At 62.8% G+C, this 17,090-nt stretch carries 12 protein-coding genes; 8 read left to right on the top strand and 4 right to left on the bottom strand.

Annotation, left to right across the window (positions count from 1 at the left end):
- Positions 1–115 precede the first annotated feature (115 nt).
- On the top strand, positions 116–691 hold the full coding sequence (locus ABHM97_RS05075; RefSeq protein ID WP_235519052.1) for a helix-turn-helix domain-containing protein: 576 nt from the start codon (positions 116–118) through the stop codon (positions 689–691).
- 103 nt (positions 692–794) lie between these two features.
- Here the strand turns inward: ABHM97_RS05075 and ABHM97_RS05070 are convergent, their stop codons facing one another.
- Both ABHM97_RS05070 and ABHM97_RS05065 read right to left on the bottom strand, forming a co-directional pair.
- A complete protein-coding gene (locus tag ABHM97_RS05070; RefSeq protein WP_349469844.1) occupies positions 795–1,637 on the bottom strand; it encodes a DUF559 domain-containing protein in 843 nt (280 codons plus the stop codon).
- A 272-nt stretch (positions 1,638–1,909) separates the two neighbouring features.
- Positions 1,910–3,883, bottom strand: a complete 1,974-nt coding sequence (locus ABHM97_RS05065) for an APC family permease (protein WP_349469843.1) — start codon at positions 3,881–3,883, stop codon at positions 1,910–1,912.
- A gap of 216 nt (positions 3,884–4,099) precedes the next feature.
- On the opposite strand from ABHM97_RS05065, the gene speB reads away from it, so the two are divergent.
- Together speB and ABHM97_RS05055 are read left to right on the top strand one after the other, a co-directional pair.
- Entirely contained in the window at positions 4,100–5,161 is a 1,062-nt protein-coding gene (speB, locus tag ABHM97_RS05060; protein WP_257368863.1) for an agmatinase, read from the top strand.
- Positions 5,158–6,861, top strand: coding sequence for a thiamine pyrophosphate-binding protein (locus ABHM97_RS05055; RefSeq protein WP_349469842.1), 1,704 nt, complete (start codon positions 5,158–5,160; stop codon positions 6,859–6,861). Before speB ends, ABHM97_RS05055 begins: the two co-directional genes overlap by 4 nt.
- Before the next feature lie 61 nt (positions 6,862–6,922).
- On the opposite strand, the gene ABHM97_RS05050 is transcribed toward ABHM97_RS05055, so the two are convergent.
- Together ABHM97_RS05050 and ABHM97_RS05045 are read right to left on the bottom strand one after the other, a co-directional pair.
- Positions 6,923–8,257: an MFS transporter gene (locus ABHM97_RS05050; protein WP_349469840.1), complete on the bottom strand. Its 1,335-nt coding sequence runs from the start codon at positions 8,255–8,257 to the stop codon at positions 6,923–6,925.
- Positions 8,258–8,285: 28 nt separating this feature from the next.
- Positions 8,286–9,314 (bottom strand): MBL fold metallo-hydrolase, encoded by a 1,029-nt coding sequence (locus tag ABHM97_RS05045; protein ID WP_349469839.1) that lies wholly within the window; start codon positions 9,312–9,314, stop codon positions 8,286–8,288.
- Between the two features lie 95 nt (positions 9,315–9,409).
- Between ABHM97_RS05045 and ABHM97_RS05040 the strand changes: the two genes are divergently transcribed.
- The 5 genes from ABHM97_RS05040 (at position 9,410) to ABHM97_RS05020 (ending at position 17,043) form a co-directional block, all read left to right on the top strand.
- Positions 9,410–10,306: a LysR family transcriptional regulator gene (locus ABHM97_RS05040; RefSeq protein ID WP_349469838.1), complete on the top strand. Its 897-nt coding sequence runs from the start codon at positions 9,410–9,412 to the stop codon at positions 10,304–10,306.
- A gap of 85 nt (positions 10,307–10,391) precedes the next feature.
- Positions 10,392–10,874, top strand: coding sequence for a MarR family winged helix-turn-helix transcriptional regulator (locus ABHM97_RS05035; RefSeq protein ID WP_257368861.1), 483 nt, complete (start codon positions 10,392–10,394; stop codon positions 10,872–10,874).
- A gap of 9 nt (positions 10,875–10,883) precedes the next feature.
- A complete protein-coding gene (locus tag ABHM97_RS05030) occupies positions 10,884–12,923 on the top strand; it encodes an MFS transporter (protein WP_349469837.1) in 2,040 nt (679 codons plus the stop codon).
- Positions 12,924–13,234: 311 nt separating this feature from the next.
- Positions 13,235–14,968, top strand: a complete 1,734-nt coding sequence (locus tag ABHM97_RS05025; protein ID WP_235519059.1) for an ABC transporter ATP-binding protein — start codon at positions 13,235–13,237, stop codon at positions 14,966–14,968.
- Positions 14,965–17,043 carry an ABC transporter ATP-binding protein gene (locus ABHM97_RS05020; RefSeq protein ID WP_305082602.1) on the top strand — a complete coding sequence of 693 codons (2,079 nt, stop codon included), beginning with the start codon at positions 14,965–14,967 and terminating at the stop codon, positions 17,041–17,043. The genes ABHM97_RS05025 and ABHM97_RS05020 overlap by 4 nt, the downstream gene beginning before the upstream one ends.
- The last annotated feature ends 47 nt before the right edge of the window (positions 17,044–17,090 follow it).

Here is a 17,090-nt window from a genome sequence, read left to right as displayed (position 1 = left end):
AGTAACAGTCAAGATGCTTAAGTCATGCTTCGGCCGTTTCTGGTCCTCCTTTTGCGCGCTCCGGCTACTATTGCTCCAATGACAGGGCCACATGACAGGCCTGAAAGGTTCGTGAATGAAGGCTCTCCCCGTTGAACCAAGCAACGTTCCAGTTGCCATCGGTTCCAGAATCCGCGCAGCCCGGCAGGCGCAACGACTCACCATCGAGCAGGTGGCAGACGCTACCGGTCTGACCAAAGGGTTCCTCAGCCGCGTGGAACGGGACCTGACATCGCCGTCGGTCGCGTCGCTTGTCACCCTGTGCCAGGTTCTGTCCGTTTCCGTGGGGGACTTGTTCGCCGCGCCGGAAACCCACCTGACCAAGCGCGACGACGGCCCCCGCATCTCCCTGGGTGGCCAAGGGATCGTGGAACGCCTGCTGACCGCGCGCTCCGAGCGTCGCCTGCAGATCCTGCAGGCCACCATCGAACCCCGCGGCCGCGGAGAGAACGAACTGTACGCGGTGGATTGCGACGTGGATGTCCTGCATGTGGTCAAGGGCCGGATCAAGCTCATCCTGACCAACGAGGAATACGACCTCGCAGAAGGCGATACCCTTTCCTTCCCTGGCCGGGAGCCTCACACCTGGATCAACCCCACGGACGAAACCGTCGAAGTGCTCTGGGTCCTGGTGCCCGCTGCGAGCCGGTAGTTCTTTCCTCTTCGCGCGGAGCCTCTGTGCTCCTTCCCGGTTGCCTCGCTTCCGGGAGCTTCTCGGTGATCCTTAGCCCTGTAATTCCGGGGTTTGCTTGGACTTACTTGCTGACCAACCGGGGAGGAGCGTTGCGCCGCCGTTCCAGCACTGCCCGGATTTCCGCTATGACCCGGCCCGGTTCGTGCCAGATGGCCTCCGGCGGGTAGCGGAGGACGGAGAATCCCTTAAGTGTGGACGCGTTGTTGCGGAACAGATCCCGACGCAGAGCTGACCGGTCCGCATGGAAAGCGAAGCCATCGACCTCGACAATGAGCACTCCTTCGATCAGGAAATCCACGCGCCCGATGCCCGGGAGTTGCACTTGGGCATCGTAGGCAATGCCATGGCTTTTCAGGAGGTGTTGGGTATCGACTTCAACAATGGACTCGGCCCGTAGGTCGAGTTCTTGAAGTATCAGCAGTGATGGGCGGGATTTGTGGGCGCTGAGTTCGCCCCTCAGCAAGGCCAAAGGGACTCCGCGGAGCCGGACAGCTGAAACTGCCATCGCTGCTGCCGCATTGGGTTGGAGGCACCCCAGTGAGTGAATCACCGCATCCTCGACGCTTGCGAGCGGAAGTGATGGATCGGCGTCGAACCTTATGGTCCGGTGCCGCACGAAACCTGAGCCGTGGCCGTGATCGCAAGCCAAATGGTGTTGTTCGGGCGGGTTCCTGAGCCACAGGCCGTAATAGCTGGCTGCGCTGGCGCACGTAACTTTGGCGTTGTTCCGGATTGCCGTGGCAAATTCCGGTTTGCAACCCTTGAGCATGAAGACGCCGCGCCGAGGTTGCTTGGCTCCCTGTTCTGGCAGCCGGGAAATTTCCGTGCGTGAGTAGCCTGCGGCCAGAAGTTGCTTGGTGCGGGCAACCCCTCCGATTGTCTTCAAGTACTGGATGGCGTCCATCCAGCCAGTCCAATGGGCTCGAGGGGCATTGGGAATGCGGGAATCGCCGCATGTGGGAAACGTTGGCGGCTGTCCGGATGGTTGTGCCGGCGTTCCTCCCCGTTTGGACCAATCCGCAGCGGCGTTCCTCCCCGTTTGCTTTGACCCAGGAGGCCCAAGGCCCCAGGGCGGGCGCGGAAACCCGGGATCCATGCGTGCCCTTCCCGCCGGCAACTGGGGAGGAGCGAGGCGGAGGCGGCGGCCAACTGGGGAGGAGCGCGGCGGTTGAGGAGCTAGCCCACGTGGACCCAGGGTCGGCGGGTGATGTCCGGCTCCGCTTCCCGCAACACTTCGCGCGTTACGGGCGCGATTTCGCCCTCGCCGAAGAACAGGAACTTGCTGAGGTTGGAGATCGGGTTGCCCTCGGTCCAGCGGAAGTAGATGTGCGGCATCAGGCCGGTGACATCGCGAATGTGCAGCAAGACGGCGGCCAGGGTATTGGGCACGTTGTTGCTGTGCACTTCCAGGATCTTGAAGCCGTGCCTCTCCTTGCCCACCACCTGCAGTTCCTGCTCAAAGTCGGAGCTGTCGTCCACGATGATCTCGATGAACACTGCGTCGCAGTCGACGGGAAGGTGGTTTGCCTGTTGGGCGTGCTGGAGCTTTTCCCGGTAACGGTCCGCGCTCACGTGCTTGGGTTCGTGGGCGATGATCCGGACCGGCCCCTCGGCATGGTTGGCCGTGAACTCCAGCGCTTTCTCGTCCAGCTTGATATGCGTAGCCCGCAGTTCGAACGCCCGGCGCATGCGGGAGATGAAACTGACCACCATGATGCCGACGATGAAGAGGGCCGCGATCTTCAGGCCATCCGGGCGTTCGATGGAGTTGACCACCGTGGTGTAGACGAAAACCAGGGAGATGATGCCGAAGCCGATGAACTGTGCCCGCTGCTTCTTGCGCCGCGCGGACAGGGTCACCGCGATGGAAGCGGAGGTGATCAGGACAAGTACGCCGGTGGCATAGGCGCCGCCCTGAGCGTTGACGTCGGCCTGGAAAATGATGGTCACGATGAAGGCGATGACCGTGAAGACCAGGACCAGTGGGCGCAGGGCGCGGGCCCAGGCGGGAGCCATCCCGTAGCGGGGAAGATAGCGCGGCACGAGGTTGAGCAAACCTGCCATGGCTGATGCGCCGGCGAACCAGAGAATCGCGATGGTGCTGACGTCGTAGACCGTTCCGAAGCCGTCACCCAGGAACCTGTGGGCGAGGTAGGCAAGCGCGCGGCCTTCGGCTTTGCCCCCGGATTCGAATTCGGCCGCCGGAATAAGCATCACCGTGGTGAAACTGGAGGTGATGAGGAACGAGCTCATGATGATGGCTGCAGTTGTTAGGAGCCGATGGGCGCCCTTGATGCGTCCCACCGGGTTGGCTTCAGTGTCGGACGGGTAGCCCTTGATCTGCGGCATGACGGCCACGCCGGTCTCGAATCCGGACAGGCCCAGGGCAAGCCGGGGGAAGACCAGGAGCGCCAGGGCGACCATCATGATGGGGTCGCCGTGCGAGGTTGTCAGTGCTGTCCACCAGTTGGTGACGACGTGTGCTTCGGTGAAGAGATGCCCAATGGAAACCGAAATCACCACCAGGTTCAAGGCCAGGAACGCAGCCACCAGGACGACGGCCACATTGATGGCCTCCTTAAAACCGCGAAGGAAGACCACGCCCAGACCAGCAATCAGCGCCAGGGTGATGACGACGTGCTGCCCTTCAAGGAAGTCTGGTGCGAAGGGGTTCTCGATGAGGTGGGCGGTGGCGTCTGCGGCCGACAGGGTGATGGTGATCATGAAGTCGGTGGCAGCGAAGCCCAGGAGCGCCAGGACGAAAAGCTTGCCGCTCCAGCGGGGGAGGAGGCGCTCCAGCATGGCAATGGAGCCTTCGCCTCGGGGGCTTTCCCTGGCCACCCTGCGGTATACCGGCAACGCGCCGGCCAGGGTTGCCACCACCAGGAGCAATGTTGCCAGGGGGGAGAGCAGGCCCGCTGCCAACGCCGCGATGGCGGGCTGGTAGCCGAGCGTGGAGAAGTAGTCCAGGCCGGTGAGGCACATGACCTTCCACCACGCCTGCGGCTTGTGCGACTCCGAGGGCTGGCCGTGGGGGCCTTGCCGTTTGCCTGATGTGTCCGGCATTCCTTCCAGCAGCCAGGGCTTGAGCTTGAAGGAGTCTTTTTGCCGGTTGGCCGGATCGGCCGGAGGCCTCGACAGGGTGGTCACGGTGTCCTTTCGCGCAGCACGATGCTGCTCCCGGTCGAGCGTAGGACCGCCTTCGACGCCGAAGCCCCGGTTTTTATGGAATCTTTACGCCTGCTGTGATGGGCGTCTCAAGCTGAGGCAAAGTTGTAAACAGATGATGCTTATTAGGCAACTTCGAGTGTATGATGGGTGTCACAGTCACAGATTCACCCCCGATCCACTAAGGAGTGGCGCATTTTGGAAGAGCTCCGTATTGAGGCCAACGGCAACCTTGGTCCCATCGATTCGTCCCGCATCCCGCGCTATGCCGGTGCCGCCACCTACGCCCGCCTGCCCCGCCTTGACCAGGTAGCAAAGGCTGACGTCACAGTTGTTGGCGTTCCGTTCGACTCAGGCGTCTCGTACCGCCCGGGCGCGCGCTTCGGCGCCAACCATGTGCGTGAGGCCAGCCGCCTGCTGCGCCCGTACAACCCCGCCTGGGATGTCAGCCCCTTTGAAAACATCCAGGTTGCCGACGCAGGCGACATGGCTGTGAACCCCTTTAACATCAACGAGGCCATCGAGACCATCCAGCAGAACGCCCTGGACCTCACCGCCAACGGCAGCAAGCTGGTCACCCTCGGTGGCGACCACACCATCGCCCTGCCTTTGCTCCGTGCCGCGGCCGAGCGCGCCGGCGAACCCATCGCCATGCTCCACTTCGACGCGCACCTGGACACCTGGGACACCTACTTCGGTGCCGAGTACACCCACGGCACCCCGTTCCGCCGTGCCGTGGAAGAAGGCATCCTGGACACCGAAGCCATTAGCCACGTTGGAACCCGCGGTCCGCTGTACGGCAAGAAGGACCTCGACGACGACCACCGCTTCGGGTTCGGAATCGTCACCTCCGCGGACGTCTACTACCAGGGCGTCCTGGAGACGGTTGCCAAGATCCGGGACCGAATCGGTAACCGCCCGCTGTACATCTCCGTGGACATCGACGTCCTGGACCCGGCGCACGCACCCGGCACCGGCACCCCCGAGGCCGGCGGCATCAGCAGCCGTGAACTCCTTGAAATCATTCGCGGTTTCCGTGGGATGAACCTCGTTGGCGCGGATATCGTCGAGGTTGCTCCCGCCTACGACCACGCGGAAATCACGGGCGTGGCCGGCAGCCACGTTGCGTACGAACTGGTGACCCTGATGGCAGATAACGCCGTCGAGGGCGATCGGCTGGGTGCCCCCAACGGCTACGCCCAGCAGGCCCTGGGTGCCCGCATCGAGGAGCTCGCGAAGGCCTCGGGAGAGCAGCGATGATCGATTTCGATCCGGGTACAGCAGCCCCCACCAAGGGCACCAACCAGCGCAATGGCGGGGACCTCGTCGTCGAGACCCTGGAAGCGTTGGGTGCGAAGACCGTTTTCGGTATCCCGGGCCAGCACGCCCTGGGCCTCTTTGACGCCATGGGCCGCGGCAACCTGCATTTCGTATCCTCCCGGGTGGAGAACAACTCGGCGTTCGCCGCTGACGGCTATTCCCGGGCCACGGGCGAGGTTGGCGTGCTGTTCCTGTCGACGGGTCCCGGCGCGCTGACTTCCCTCGCCGGCCTGCAGGAGGCCTACGCTACGGGTGTCCCCATGGTTGTTGTCGCCAGCCAGATCCCGCTCGACGGCCTGGGCGCCCGCCGTAAAGGCATGCTGCACCAGCTTGATGACCAGAAGGCCTCCGCGGCCAATGTCACCAAGAGCCAGCGCCTGATCCAGCACGCTTCAGGCATTCCGTCGGCCATCCAGGACGCGTGGACCGAGGCGATTTCCTCGCCGCAGGGTCCTGTGTGGATCGAGATCCCGCAGAACGTCCTGCTGGACCCGATCATGGTCCCGCCGGTGGAAGACGCATTGGCCGAGGCCTTCGACAATCCGCCCCGCGTTGAGCTCGTGCGGGAGGCCGTGAAATGGCTTTCGACGGCGGAACGTCCGGCGATTATCGCCGGCGGCGGTACCCGCCGTGGCCGGGCCGAGAAGTCTCTGCTCTCCATCGCCGAGCAGCTCCGTGCGCCCGTGATCTGCACACCCGGCGGCAATGGTGCATTCCCGTGGAACCACGAACTGTCCTTGCAGTCCTGGATTGAGGACCGGTACATGACCGACGTCCTCGAAGACGCTGATGTGCTGATCGTGATCGGCTCATCCCTGGGCGAAGTGACGTCCAACTACTTCACCTTCGAACCGCGAGGCCGGATCATCCAGATCGACGCCGAACCACGCGTCCTCGAGTCCAACCGTCCCGGCCTGGGCATCCGCGCCGACGCCGGACAGGCACTCGCGGCCCTGGACGAAGCGCTCTCAGAGGCAGGCGCCGGAACAGCGAACAAGAGGGACTGGCACGGAAGCAGCCCAGAGGACGTGGTCAAGGAGTCCTTGGCCAAGGTCAAGGCACGGCTGGAATCCCAGGACCTGGCCAAGGAACTGAAGTTCATGTCGGACATCCGCGAGGCTGTTCCGGCGGACATGCAGACGTTTTGGGACATGACCATCTCCGCGTACTGGGGCTGGAGCTGCTGGGACGCCCGGCAGGGCCAGTTCCACTCAGCCCAGGGCGCAGGCGGCCTCGGTTACGGGTTCCCTGCCGCCATCGGCGGGGCAGTGGGCCTGGAAACCACCGGCAAACCCAGCCGCGTGCTCGCTGTCTCAGGTGACGGTTCTTCCATGTACTCCATCTCCGAGCTCGCCACCGCGAAGCAGCACAACGTACCGGTCACCTGGTTGATCGTGGACGACGGCGGCTACGGCATCCTCCGCGAATACATGGTGGGTGCCTTTGGGCAGGCCACGGCCACCGAACTTGCCCGTCCGGACTTCGTGAAGCTGGCCGAGTCCTTCGGCGTCCCGGCCCATCGGGTAGCCCCCGAGGAAGTGGGGGACGCGCTTAGGGCGTCCTTCGAAGCGGACGGACCCAACGTCGTCGTGGTTGAAACGCTGCTGAAGATGTTCGGCCCCACCCACCTGGACGATTAAAAACGCCAAACAGTCAGCCCCCGCACGGTCATCCGTGCGGGGGCTGCCTTCGTCATAACACTTAGTCGAGGTCGCGCTCGGTGCCTTCCGGAGTGAGTTTCACCGCAACAACCGCCGCAAGCATCGCTGCGATCCAGAACACCGCGATGAGCCATAGTCCACCGCCGGCCGCCAGGCTCAGCCCGGCGACGATCATGGGCGTAAAACCGGCACCAATCATCGAAGCACCTTGGTATGCCAGCGAGGCGCCAGTGTAGCGGTTGCGGGTGGGGAACTGTTCTGCAACGTACGCGGCGATGGGCCCGTAGAGGAAACCTTGCACCAGGCCATTGCCCAGCACGATGGCGAGGGCAAAAGCCCACAGTTCGCCGTTGTTGATGAGCACCAGGATGGGGTAGGCCAGGACAGCGCCCAGCAGCGACGCGCCGATTAGGACCCGGCGTCGTCCGATCCTGTCGCTGAGGCGAGCCGAGTAGAAGCAGATGATCAGCGTGAGCAGTGCCGCGAAGGCCTTGATGTTCAGGACACCGTTCTTATCGGCACCATTCTCAACGGCAACCGATACGCCCCAGACGGTGGTCATCGACTGGCACACATAGAACGCCGTGGTTGCGAGCAAACCGAGCACCACGGCCCGGCGGTTGTTCTTGAGGACGTCGAGCAGGGGAACCCGCCGTTTGGCACCTTCTGCCTCAAGTTTTTGGAAGGCGGGGGTTTCGGAAACCTTGAGGCGGATGACCATGCCCACGGCGATCAGCGCGGCACTGAGCAGGAAAGGAATGCGCCAGCCCCAGGCCAGGAAGTCGTTGCCGGAGAGTGCAGCGAACAATGACAATGCCAGCGTGCCCAGGATGGCCCCGGCTGGACCGCCGGCATTGGCGAAAGCTGCCGCGAATCCACGGTGCTTCTTTGGTGCGTGTTCTATAGCCATCAGTGCAGCGCCACCCCACTCGCCGCCCACGGCGATGCCCTGAACCAGGCGGAGTACAACCAGTGCAATGGGTGCAGCAATGCCGATCTGGGCCGTGGTGGGCAACAATCCGATCATGGTGGTTCCGAAGCCCATGATGAGCATGGACAGGACCAGCATCTTCTTCCGGCCCACCCTGTCGCCGAAGTGGCCGAAAATGAGGCCGCCCAGAGGACGGGCAACATAGCCGACCGCGAGCGTGGCAAAGGATGCGAAGAGCGCGAATCCCGGGCCCAGGTTCGCGAAGAAGACTTTGTTGAATACCAAGCTGGCCGCGGTGGCGTAGAGCATGAAGTCGTAATACTCGATGGCACTGCCGATGAAGCTGGAGGCAAGGATGCGGCGCATGTCCTTGGACTTCATGGAGTTTTCCGGCGAGCCCGCTAATGTTCCGGGCAGGACGTCCTGCGATGATGCAGAGCTCATGTGATTCCTCACGTTTAGGGTTCGCGTGTCAGCGCTGACGGGCGAACGGGATGACGTCGAGATCGTTGGGGACGGTGAAGGTTCCCCCGAAGTGTTCTTCGGCTTCGCGCCAAACGGAGGTGGAGGCCGAGCCGGGGACCAGGTGATGCAGGGCGAGGTGCCTGGCTCCGGCGGCTTCGGCCAGTTTCGCTGCCTCGCGGACGCTGGTGTGGGATTTGTAGTGGTGGTCCCGGGCGGCCCGGCTGCCGTCGTCGGTCTTGTCCGCGTACAGCGATTCCACCCAGGCGAAGTCGATGGCTTCATGCAGCAACAGGTCCGTGTCCCGGGCCAGCGTGATCATGTTTTGTGTGTAGGCAGTATCACCGGAAATGGTCACGGAGCCTTCTGCGGTTTCAAATCGGAAGGCGAACGCCGGAGCTACCGGTGGATGTTCCACCAGGATGGCGGTCACAGTGACGAGCTCATCGCGGTAGACCTCGAACGGTTCCATATCCGGCGTCGGATTGTCGTTGGGGTGCCACCCGGACCCGGCCGGTACCTGGATGTCTTCGGCTCGGAAGATGTCGAGCGGGCTGGGCTTGAGGCTGTCCAGGATGCGGTCATTGAGGTCCGTAGCGTGGGCGGCCATCAATTGTTCAAACATCTGCCTGGTACCTGGCGTCGGATTCTCCGGCGCCAGCGGGAGAGGTTCGACGACGGCGCGTGGCGACACCGGGGGAAGCTCACCGCGGTTGCCTGGTCCAATGATTCTGACGGGGTTGTCGGTGCGATCGGCGAGGGCATACAGCCCAAAAATGCCCAAGCCGACGAGATCGTACACATGGTCCGAGTGCAGATGAGTGATGAAGATGGCCCGTAGTTCCTTGAGCTCGAGCCCGGACTGGCTGAGGCGGCGCCCCGCGCCTTGGCCGAAATCGACCAGATAGAAGGCATCTCCCACCACCACGGCCGTGGCAATTCCGGTGCGCTCGCCGGAGTCCGCCGCAGCCCACCAGCGGGGGCCGCCGGCCGTGCCCAGCGTGATCACGTGTGGTTTCAGGGATGACGTCGGCGTCATTATTTCTCCTTGCGGTTCGTGGCTTTCTTCAAGTGTGGTGGGGCTCACGTGGCTTGTATAATCAATCAATTCTAAGAAGTTCATAAGGAGAACTGATGGGTGAAGTGACGCTGCGCCAGCTCGAATACTTTGTGGCGGTGCTTGATCACGGTTCCCTGACCAAAGCGGCCAGCGAAAGCAACATCTCGCAGGCGGCTGCCTCCATGGCGATAGCCCAGCTGGAGAAGAGCCTCGGCCTGGACCTCTTGATCCGGACCCGCGCCAAGCGGGTGGAGCCAACCCCGGCAGGCGTCGAGCTTGGCGTGAGGGCGCGGCGGATCCTGCGGGAAGCCACCGATCTTCAAGGCGCTTTACTGGGGTCCCATGAAGAGATGCGTGGCCGCGTGGCCATCGGGTGCATGATCGCCATCTCGCCCCGGCTGATGCCGGCACTCATTGGCCATTTTGCGGAGAAGTGGCCGGAAGTGGAGTTGGATTTCGTGGAAGGTACCGCCGAGGAACTCCAGCGGGCAGTGGGGGAGGGCGAGCTTGATCTCGCGTTCGTCTATTCACTCCAGGTTGTGCCCGGCGTCGATGTGGTGAGGGTGGTTGAATCCCGACCGCAGTTCATGTTGGCGGCCAGCCACCCCCTGGCCGCCAGGAAAGCGCTGCGGTTTGCTGATGTGGCGGCCGAGGATGTGGTCCTCTTCAACGTCCCTCCCAGCGCCGACCGCGTGACGGCCATGTTCCATTCGGCCGGTATTGAGCCGAGGGTGCGTTGGAAGAGCGTTGTTGCCCAGACGATACGTGGGATAGTGGCGAGCGGCCTGGCCATCTCCGTAACCCACGCCTGGCCCGGTGTCGCTTCCGTTTACGCCGATGCCAAGGTTGCCCTGGTGCCGATCGAGGATGAGCTTCCGGAGAGCTGGCTTGTTGCGGCCGTGCCTCCAGGCGTCGAGCGTCCCCGGCGGGTGGAGGAGGTCATCGCCGCGGCCCGGGTCTTGGCGCTCTAGCACCCATGAACCCCATCATTAGTTTCCCAAAGCAATCAATATGAGTTATAGTTGCTTTAGGCAAACAAAAAAGGGGTGTGTCTCCATGTCCGTCGGTTCTGCCACCGCAACCGATCTTGTTCATCAAATCTTCGATCTCCAACGAACTCTGCGTTGCGTGGTGACTGCCCACATGGCCCGCGTTCCCGACGTCGGAATGGCGCTCCAAGGTGTCATGCGGTTCATCGGCGAGGGGGACGCCCGCGCGACGCAGCTCGCTTCGCGCCTGGGTGTCAGCGCCCCGGTCCTGAGCCGGCACATTGCGGAGCTCGAAGAGCTCGGCTTCGTAGTCCGGCGGCCCGATCCGGCAGACGGCAGGGCGCAATTGCTCGCCCTCACTGAAAAAGGTGCGGCGAAACTGCACGAATTCGAAGAACAACGCAGCGTGAGACTGCGGGATTACCTGGCGGATTGGAGCGAGGCTGACGCCCTCGAGGCCTCCCAGGTGCTCAACAAACTCACAGAGTCCCTCAAGGACTCAATCCGGGCAACGGCGGCCGGCTCCATCACAACAAACCAGACAGCTTAGGAGCCCGGAATGGCTAAACCAACACAAACCCCGACGGCGGTGGGCGCACCAGCAACTGCTGCCGCGCCCATGACGCACCGGCAGATCATGGAAGCCTTGACCGGCCTCCTCGCGGCATTCTTCACGGCGATCCTCTCCAGCACCATCGTCGCCAACGCACTGCCCACCATCATGTCCGAGCTCAAGGGCACCCAAACGGACTTCGCATGGGTCATTACGGCCGCGCTCCTGGCGAACGCCGCCACCACGCCCATCTGGGGCAAACTTGCTGACCTCTTCGACAAGAAGCTCCTGGTCCAGCTGAGCATCATCATCTTCGTGGCGGGCTCGGTCATGGCCGGCCTGTCCGAGACCATCCCGCTGCTGCTGACCGCACGCGTTATCCAGGGCATCGCCATGGGTGGCCTGACCGCCCTGGCGCAGGCGATCATCGGCTCCATGATCCCGCCGCGCGACCGCGGAAAATACTCCGGTTACATGGGCGCCGTCATGGCGGTCGGCACCGCCGGCGGCCCGCTGCTGGGTGGCTTCATTGTTGACAGCCCGCTCGGCTGGCGCTGGACGTTCTTCGTTTGTGTTCCGTTGGCTGTTGTGGCGCTGATCCTTCTCCAGATAACCCTCAAGATTGAGCACATCAAGCGCCCCGCCAAGATCGACTGGCTTGGTTCCATCCTCCTGACCTCGGGCGTCAGCCTGCTGCTGATCTGGGTTTCGTTCGCAGGCAACCCTGACTACTATGACTGGTTCTCCTGGCAGTCCGCGCTCATGGTCGGAGGCGGCGTCGCGTTGCTTGCCCTCCTGGTGTTCGTGGAAACCAAGGTTGCCCAGCCGATCATCCCCTTGAAGATCATCTCCGAGCGCACCACTGCACTGGCCATCGTTGCTTCGATCGCCGTCGGTATCGCCATGTTCGGTTCCTCCACCTTCCTGGGCCAGTACTTCCAGGTGGCCCGTGGCGCTACGCCTACCGAGGCCGGCCTGCTGACGCTGCCCATGATTGCCGGCAACCTCATTGGTTCCGTGGCATCGGGTGTGCTGATCAGCCGCTTTGGTAAGTGGAAGAGGTTCCTGATCGCAGGTTCGGTGCTGCTCATCGGTGGCCTGGCCTTCGCCGGCACCATGGACCACACCACGGAACTCTGGATCGTTGCCATCTACACCGGTGTGTTCGGCCTCGGCCTGGGCATGCTGATGCAGAACCTGGTGCTGGCCGTACAGAACACCGTCCAGGCCAAGGACATCGGAACGGCAAGTGCCTCGGTGGCATTCTTCCGGTCGGTGGGCGGCGCGATCGGTGTCTCCGTCCTCGGTGCCATCATGTCCAACCACGTGAAGGACCTGGCCGTGGAAGGAATGGCCGCTGCGGGCATTCCGGTCCAGGGTGGCGGCTCCGGGGCCAGCATGGACCTGGCCGACATGCCTGCGCCCATCGCCGAGATCATGCGGGCTGCATACGGTGACGCAACTGCACAGATCTTCCTTATTTCCGCCATCATCAGCGTGGTTGCCCTCCTGGCCGTTCTGTTCATCAAGGAACGTCCACTGCGCCGCACGGTTGATGCCGCTCCCGAAAAGGAACTGATTGCCACGGCCTCCGGCGATGCCGGAATGTCCCTGGACACGTCGTCCCTGGACGCCGTAAAGGCCGACGACGGCGACAACGGCCTGGGTGCCGAACGCCCGGCAGGGGGAACGGACCGCCGGGTTCCCAAGCAGGATTCCGGATCCGACCTGGACCTGGAATTTGCCCGGATCCTCACCCAGGAACGTCCCCACGCCACGGGTGACGTCAAGGAAGTCCAGGAGCAGCTGTCCCGGACGCAGTACGTCCTGGCCGAACAGCAACTGCAGCTCAGCCGAGCCAATGTTGAACTGCAGGCACGCCTGCGGGAGCAGCAGGCCATCGCAGAGCAGCAGGCCGCCACTGCCGAAGAGTTGGCAGCCATCCGCAAGGAGCTCAAGCGCGAACGCAGGCAACAGGAGCGTATGGCACTTCTGCTTCTTCAGGGCGCCGAAGCCCGTGCCGACCACGGTAAGCACGCCGGCTAATCCGACCACGGATCCCGTCCTAGTGTGAAACACCCGGCGTAGTACGTGGGCCGTGACGAACAAGGGCGGGACAGCAAGCGCCGGCTGGGTGACCAGCTGGCGCTTTGCTGCGTTCCAACCTGCCTGTCGCTGGGCCAGATGCACCGGCGGGAGCACCCGGGACACGGGAGATACTCCGCTGGGATGATCTTTTCCCTGGGTCGTTTCGCCACAGCAAAGTATTTCGTACAGTGGGGAGGCTAATACTGTCAGCCCCTGCTGCCAAACTTCTTCCTGTCTCATTCACGCACTCTTTCTAAGGACCCGTGGGCATGCTTGTCACCCTTATACGGCGCTATTCCAAGCCGTATTTGCCGCAGATAGCGGCCGTGCTGTTCTTTCAGCTGGCCTCTACCATTGCCACGCTCTACCTCCCCAGCCTCAACGCCAAGATCATCGATGAGGGTGTCTCCCGCGGGGACACCGACTTCATCTGGCAGACCGGTGCCCTCATGCTCGCGGTGGCCCTGGGACAAGTGCTCTCCGCCATCATCGCCGTCTACTTCGGGGCCCGGGTGGCCATGGCCATCGGCCGCGATCTTCGGCGCAGCGTTTACCGCCAGGTCAGCGGTTTCTCGGCGCAGGATGTCAACCGGTTCGGTGCCCCCACGTTGATCACCCGCGGCACCAACGACGTCCAGCAGGTCCAGATGCTGGTGCTGATGGGCCTGAACTTCATGGTTTCGACACCCATCATGTGTGTCGGTGGCATCATCATGGCACTCCGCGAGGACCTCAGCCTCTCCTGGCTTGTCTGGGTCTCGGTCCCGGTCCTCGTCGCAGTGGTGGGTTACCTCGTGGTCCGCTTGATGCCCTTGTTCCGCTCCATGCAGACCAAGATCGACGCCATCAACGGCGTCCTCCGCGAACAGATCATCGGCATCCGCGTGGTTCGTGCGTTCGTGCGTGAGCCCCACGAAGCCAAACGCTTCGGTGATGCCAATGACGAGCTGACCGCGGTGTCCGTGAAGATCGGTAACCTGTTCGTCCTGATGTTCCCGGCCATCGGGATGATCCTGCACCTCTCCACCGCGGCTGTGCTGTGGTTCGGCGGCCAGCGCGTGGACTCCGGCGACATGCAGGTTGGCGCGCTCACGGCGTTCCTGCAGTACCTGCTCCAGATCCTTATGGCCGTCATGATGGGTACGTTCATGGCCATGATGATTCCGCGTGCCTCCGTCTGCGCCGACCGTATTGGCGAGGTGCTCGACGTCGAGCCTTCCATCCATAACCCAACCTCGCCGGTGGTGCCCGCTGAGAAGAAGGGACGTGTCGAATTCCGCGACGTCACGTTCAAGTACCCCGGTGCCGAGGCACCCGTACTGAGCAACATCTCCTTCACGGCAGAGCCGGGCAAGACCCTGGCCATCATCGGTTCAACGGGTGCCGGCAAGACCACCTTGGTTTCGCTGCTGCCGCGACTCTACGACGTCGCTTCTGGTGATGTACTGCTCGACGGCGTACCCGTCACCAAGATGGACGCCTCGGAGATCACCAGCCGCGTCTCGGCTGTTCCGCAGAAACCGTATCTGTTCTCCGGCACGATCGAGCACAACCTTCGTTTCGGGAAGCCGGATGCAACTGACGAGGAACTGTGGGATGCGCTGGAAACGGCGCAGGCCAAGGGCTTTGTGGAGGAGAAGTCGTCCGGCTTGAACCGACGCATCGCCCAGGGCGGAACCAACGTCTCCGGCGGGCAGCGCCAGCGTCTGTCCATTGCCAGGGCCCTGGTCACCAAACCCAACGTCTACCTGTTCGACGATTCCTTCTCGGCCTTGGACGTTGCCACCGATGCCAGACTCCGGAAGGCCCTGAAGGCCAAGACGAAGGACGCCACGGTCATCATCGTGGCCCAGCGTGTCTCCACCATCGCCGATGCCGACGAAATCCTGGTCCTGGACAACGGCCGGATCGTGGACCGTGGCACGCACGACGAACTGCTGGAAACGTCGCCCACGTACCAGGAAATTGTTGAATCACAGCTGAGCGTGGAGGAAGTGGCATGAGCGGCCAGAACCAGCAGAAGAAGCGCGGCTGGGCTGCCAAGGCAGAAGCCGCCAGGAATGCCAAGGCGACAGCCGAGGCCCAGGTCGCAACCGACGTGCTTGAGGACGAAGACTTCGTAGAGGAGGAATACGTCCCCACAGAGGCTGATGGCGGCATGTTCGGCGATGTTCCGGCCAAGAAGGCCAAAGCGTTCTGGCCGTCGGCGAAGCGGCTCATGGGCCTGCTGAAACCCGAAAGCGTCGGCGTGTACATCGTGATCGGCCTGGTGGTCGTCTCGGTGGTCCTGAACGTCATTGCCCCCAAGGTCCTCGGTAGTGCCATGGACGTCATCTTCGGCGGCGTCGTGGGGAAGCAAATCCCGCAGGGCGTCTCCCAGGAACAGTTCGTCGAGCTTATGCGCCAGCAGGGCCAAGGCAACTTTGCGGACATGGTCTCCAAGATGGAACTCACCAACGGGATCAACTTCCCCAAGCTGACGTTCCTGATTTCGATCGTGCTGCTGATGTACTTTGTGGCCAACATCTTCCTTTGGGCACAAGGGTGGCTGCTCAACAGAATCGTCATGCGGGTCATCAAGAAGCTCCGCAACGACGTCCAGGCGAAGCTCAACAGGCTCCCGCTGAACTACTTCGACACCCGCCAGCGCGGCGACATCCTGTCCCGCGTGACCAACGACGTCGACAACGTCCAGCAAGGCCTGCAGCAGGCATTCTCCCAGTTGGTCAGCTCCGTGCTGACGGTGCTGGGCATTACGGTCATGATGTTCATCGTCTCCTGGGAATTGGCGCTGATCGCGTTGATCGCCCTGCCGCTCTCCGGCATCCTGGCAGGCGTCATCGGTGCCCGCAGCCAGAAACTGTTCGCGGCACAGTGGAAGAACACCGGCGCTTTGAATGGCCAGATCGAGGAAGCGTTCTCCGGCCACGATCTTGTGAAGGTCTTCGGCCGCGACGCCGACATGCTGGAGCGCTTCGATGAGAAGAACAACGAACTCTACAAAGCATCGTTCGGTGCCCAGTTCGTCTCGGGCGTGATCTTCCCGGCGATGAACTTCGTGTCCTACCTGTCCTACGTTGGCATTGCCGTCGTGGGCGGCCTGCGGGTCGCGTCGGGCTCAATGAGCCTGGGTGACGCCACGGCCTTCATCCAGTACTCGCGTGAATTCACCCAGCCCCTGGGGCAGATCGCCGGCATGGCCAACATGCTGCAGTCCGGCGTTGCCTCTGCTGAGCGGGTTTTCGAGTTCCTCGATGCCGATGAAGAGATCGAAGAGACCGGCACGCGCCACCTGCCGGCCAAGACCGACGGCCACGTTGAATTCGAGCACGTTTCCTTCAGCTACGTGGAGGACAAGCCGTTGATCGAGGACCTCTCCTTCAGCGCTGAGCCCGGGCACACGGTAGCCATCGTCGGACCAACCGGGGCGGGTAAAACCACACTGGTCAACCTGGTCATGCGTTTCTACGAGCTCAACGCCGGCCGCATCACACTGGACGGCGTGGACATCAAGGACCTCAGCCGTGCCGAGCTTCGCTCCAAGGTGGGCATGGTGCTGCAGGATGCCTGGCTGTTCGGTGGAACCATTTACGACAACATCAAGTACGGCAAGTTGGACGCCACGGAAGAGCAGATCATGGAGGCGGCCAAGGCTACCTACGTGGACCGATTCGTACGTGCCCTGCCGGACGGTTACCAAACCATCATCGACGAAGAAGGCAGCAACGTCAGCGCCGGTGAAAAGCAGCTCATCACCATCGCGCGCGCGTTCGTGTCCGACCCGTCCCTGTTGATCCTGGACGAGGCGACAAGCTCTGTGGATACCCGGACCGAGCTGTTGCTGCAGAAAGCCATGGCGGCACTGCGCACTGACCGGACCAGCTTCGTTATTGCCCACCGGCTCTCCACTATCCGCGACGCCGATACCATCCTGGTCATGGAGAACGGCAAGATCGTGGAGCAAGGCAACCACGCACACCTGCTCACCCTGCAGGGCGCGTACTACCGGTTGTACATGTCGCAGTTCGCAGGTGAGCAAGAGACCGCGGTGGACGATTCGACGGCGGTGCACAGCTGAGCACGGAATCGCCGGCTACCGGAGCATCCGCCACGCCCCAGCGCATT

It is taken from the genome of Paenarthrobacter sp. CAP02, assembly GCF_040137855.1.
Classification (GTDB): domain Bacteria; phylum Actinomycetota; class Actinomycetes; order Actinomycetales; family Micrococcaceae; genus Arthrobacter.
Note: the sequence above shows the minus strand (reverse complement) of the source record. Positions and strands in the feature narration are given on the sequence as shown.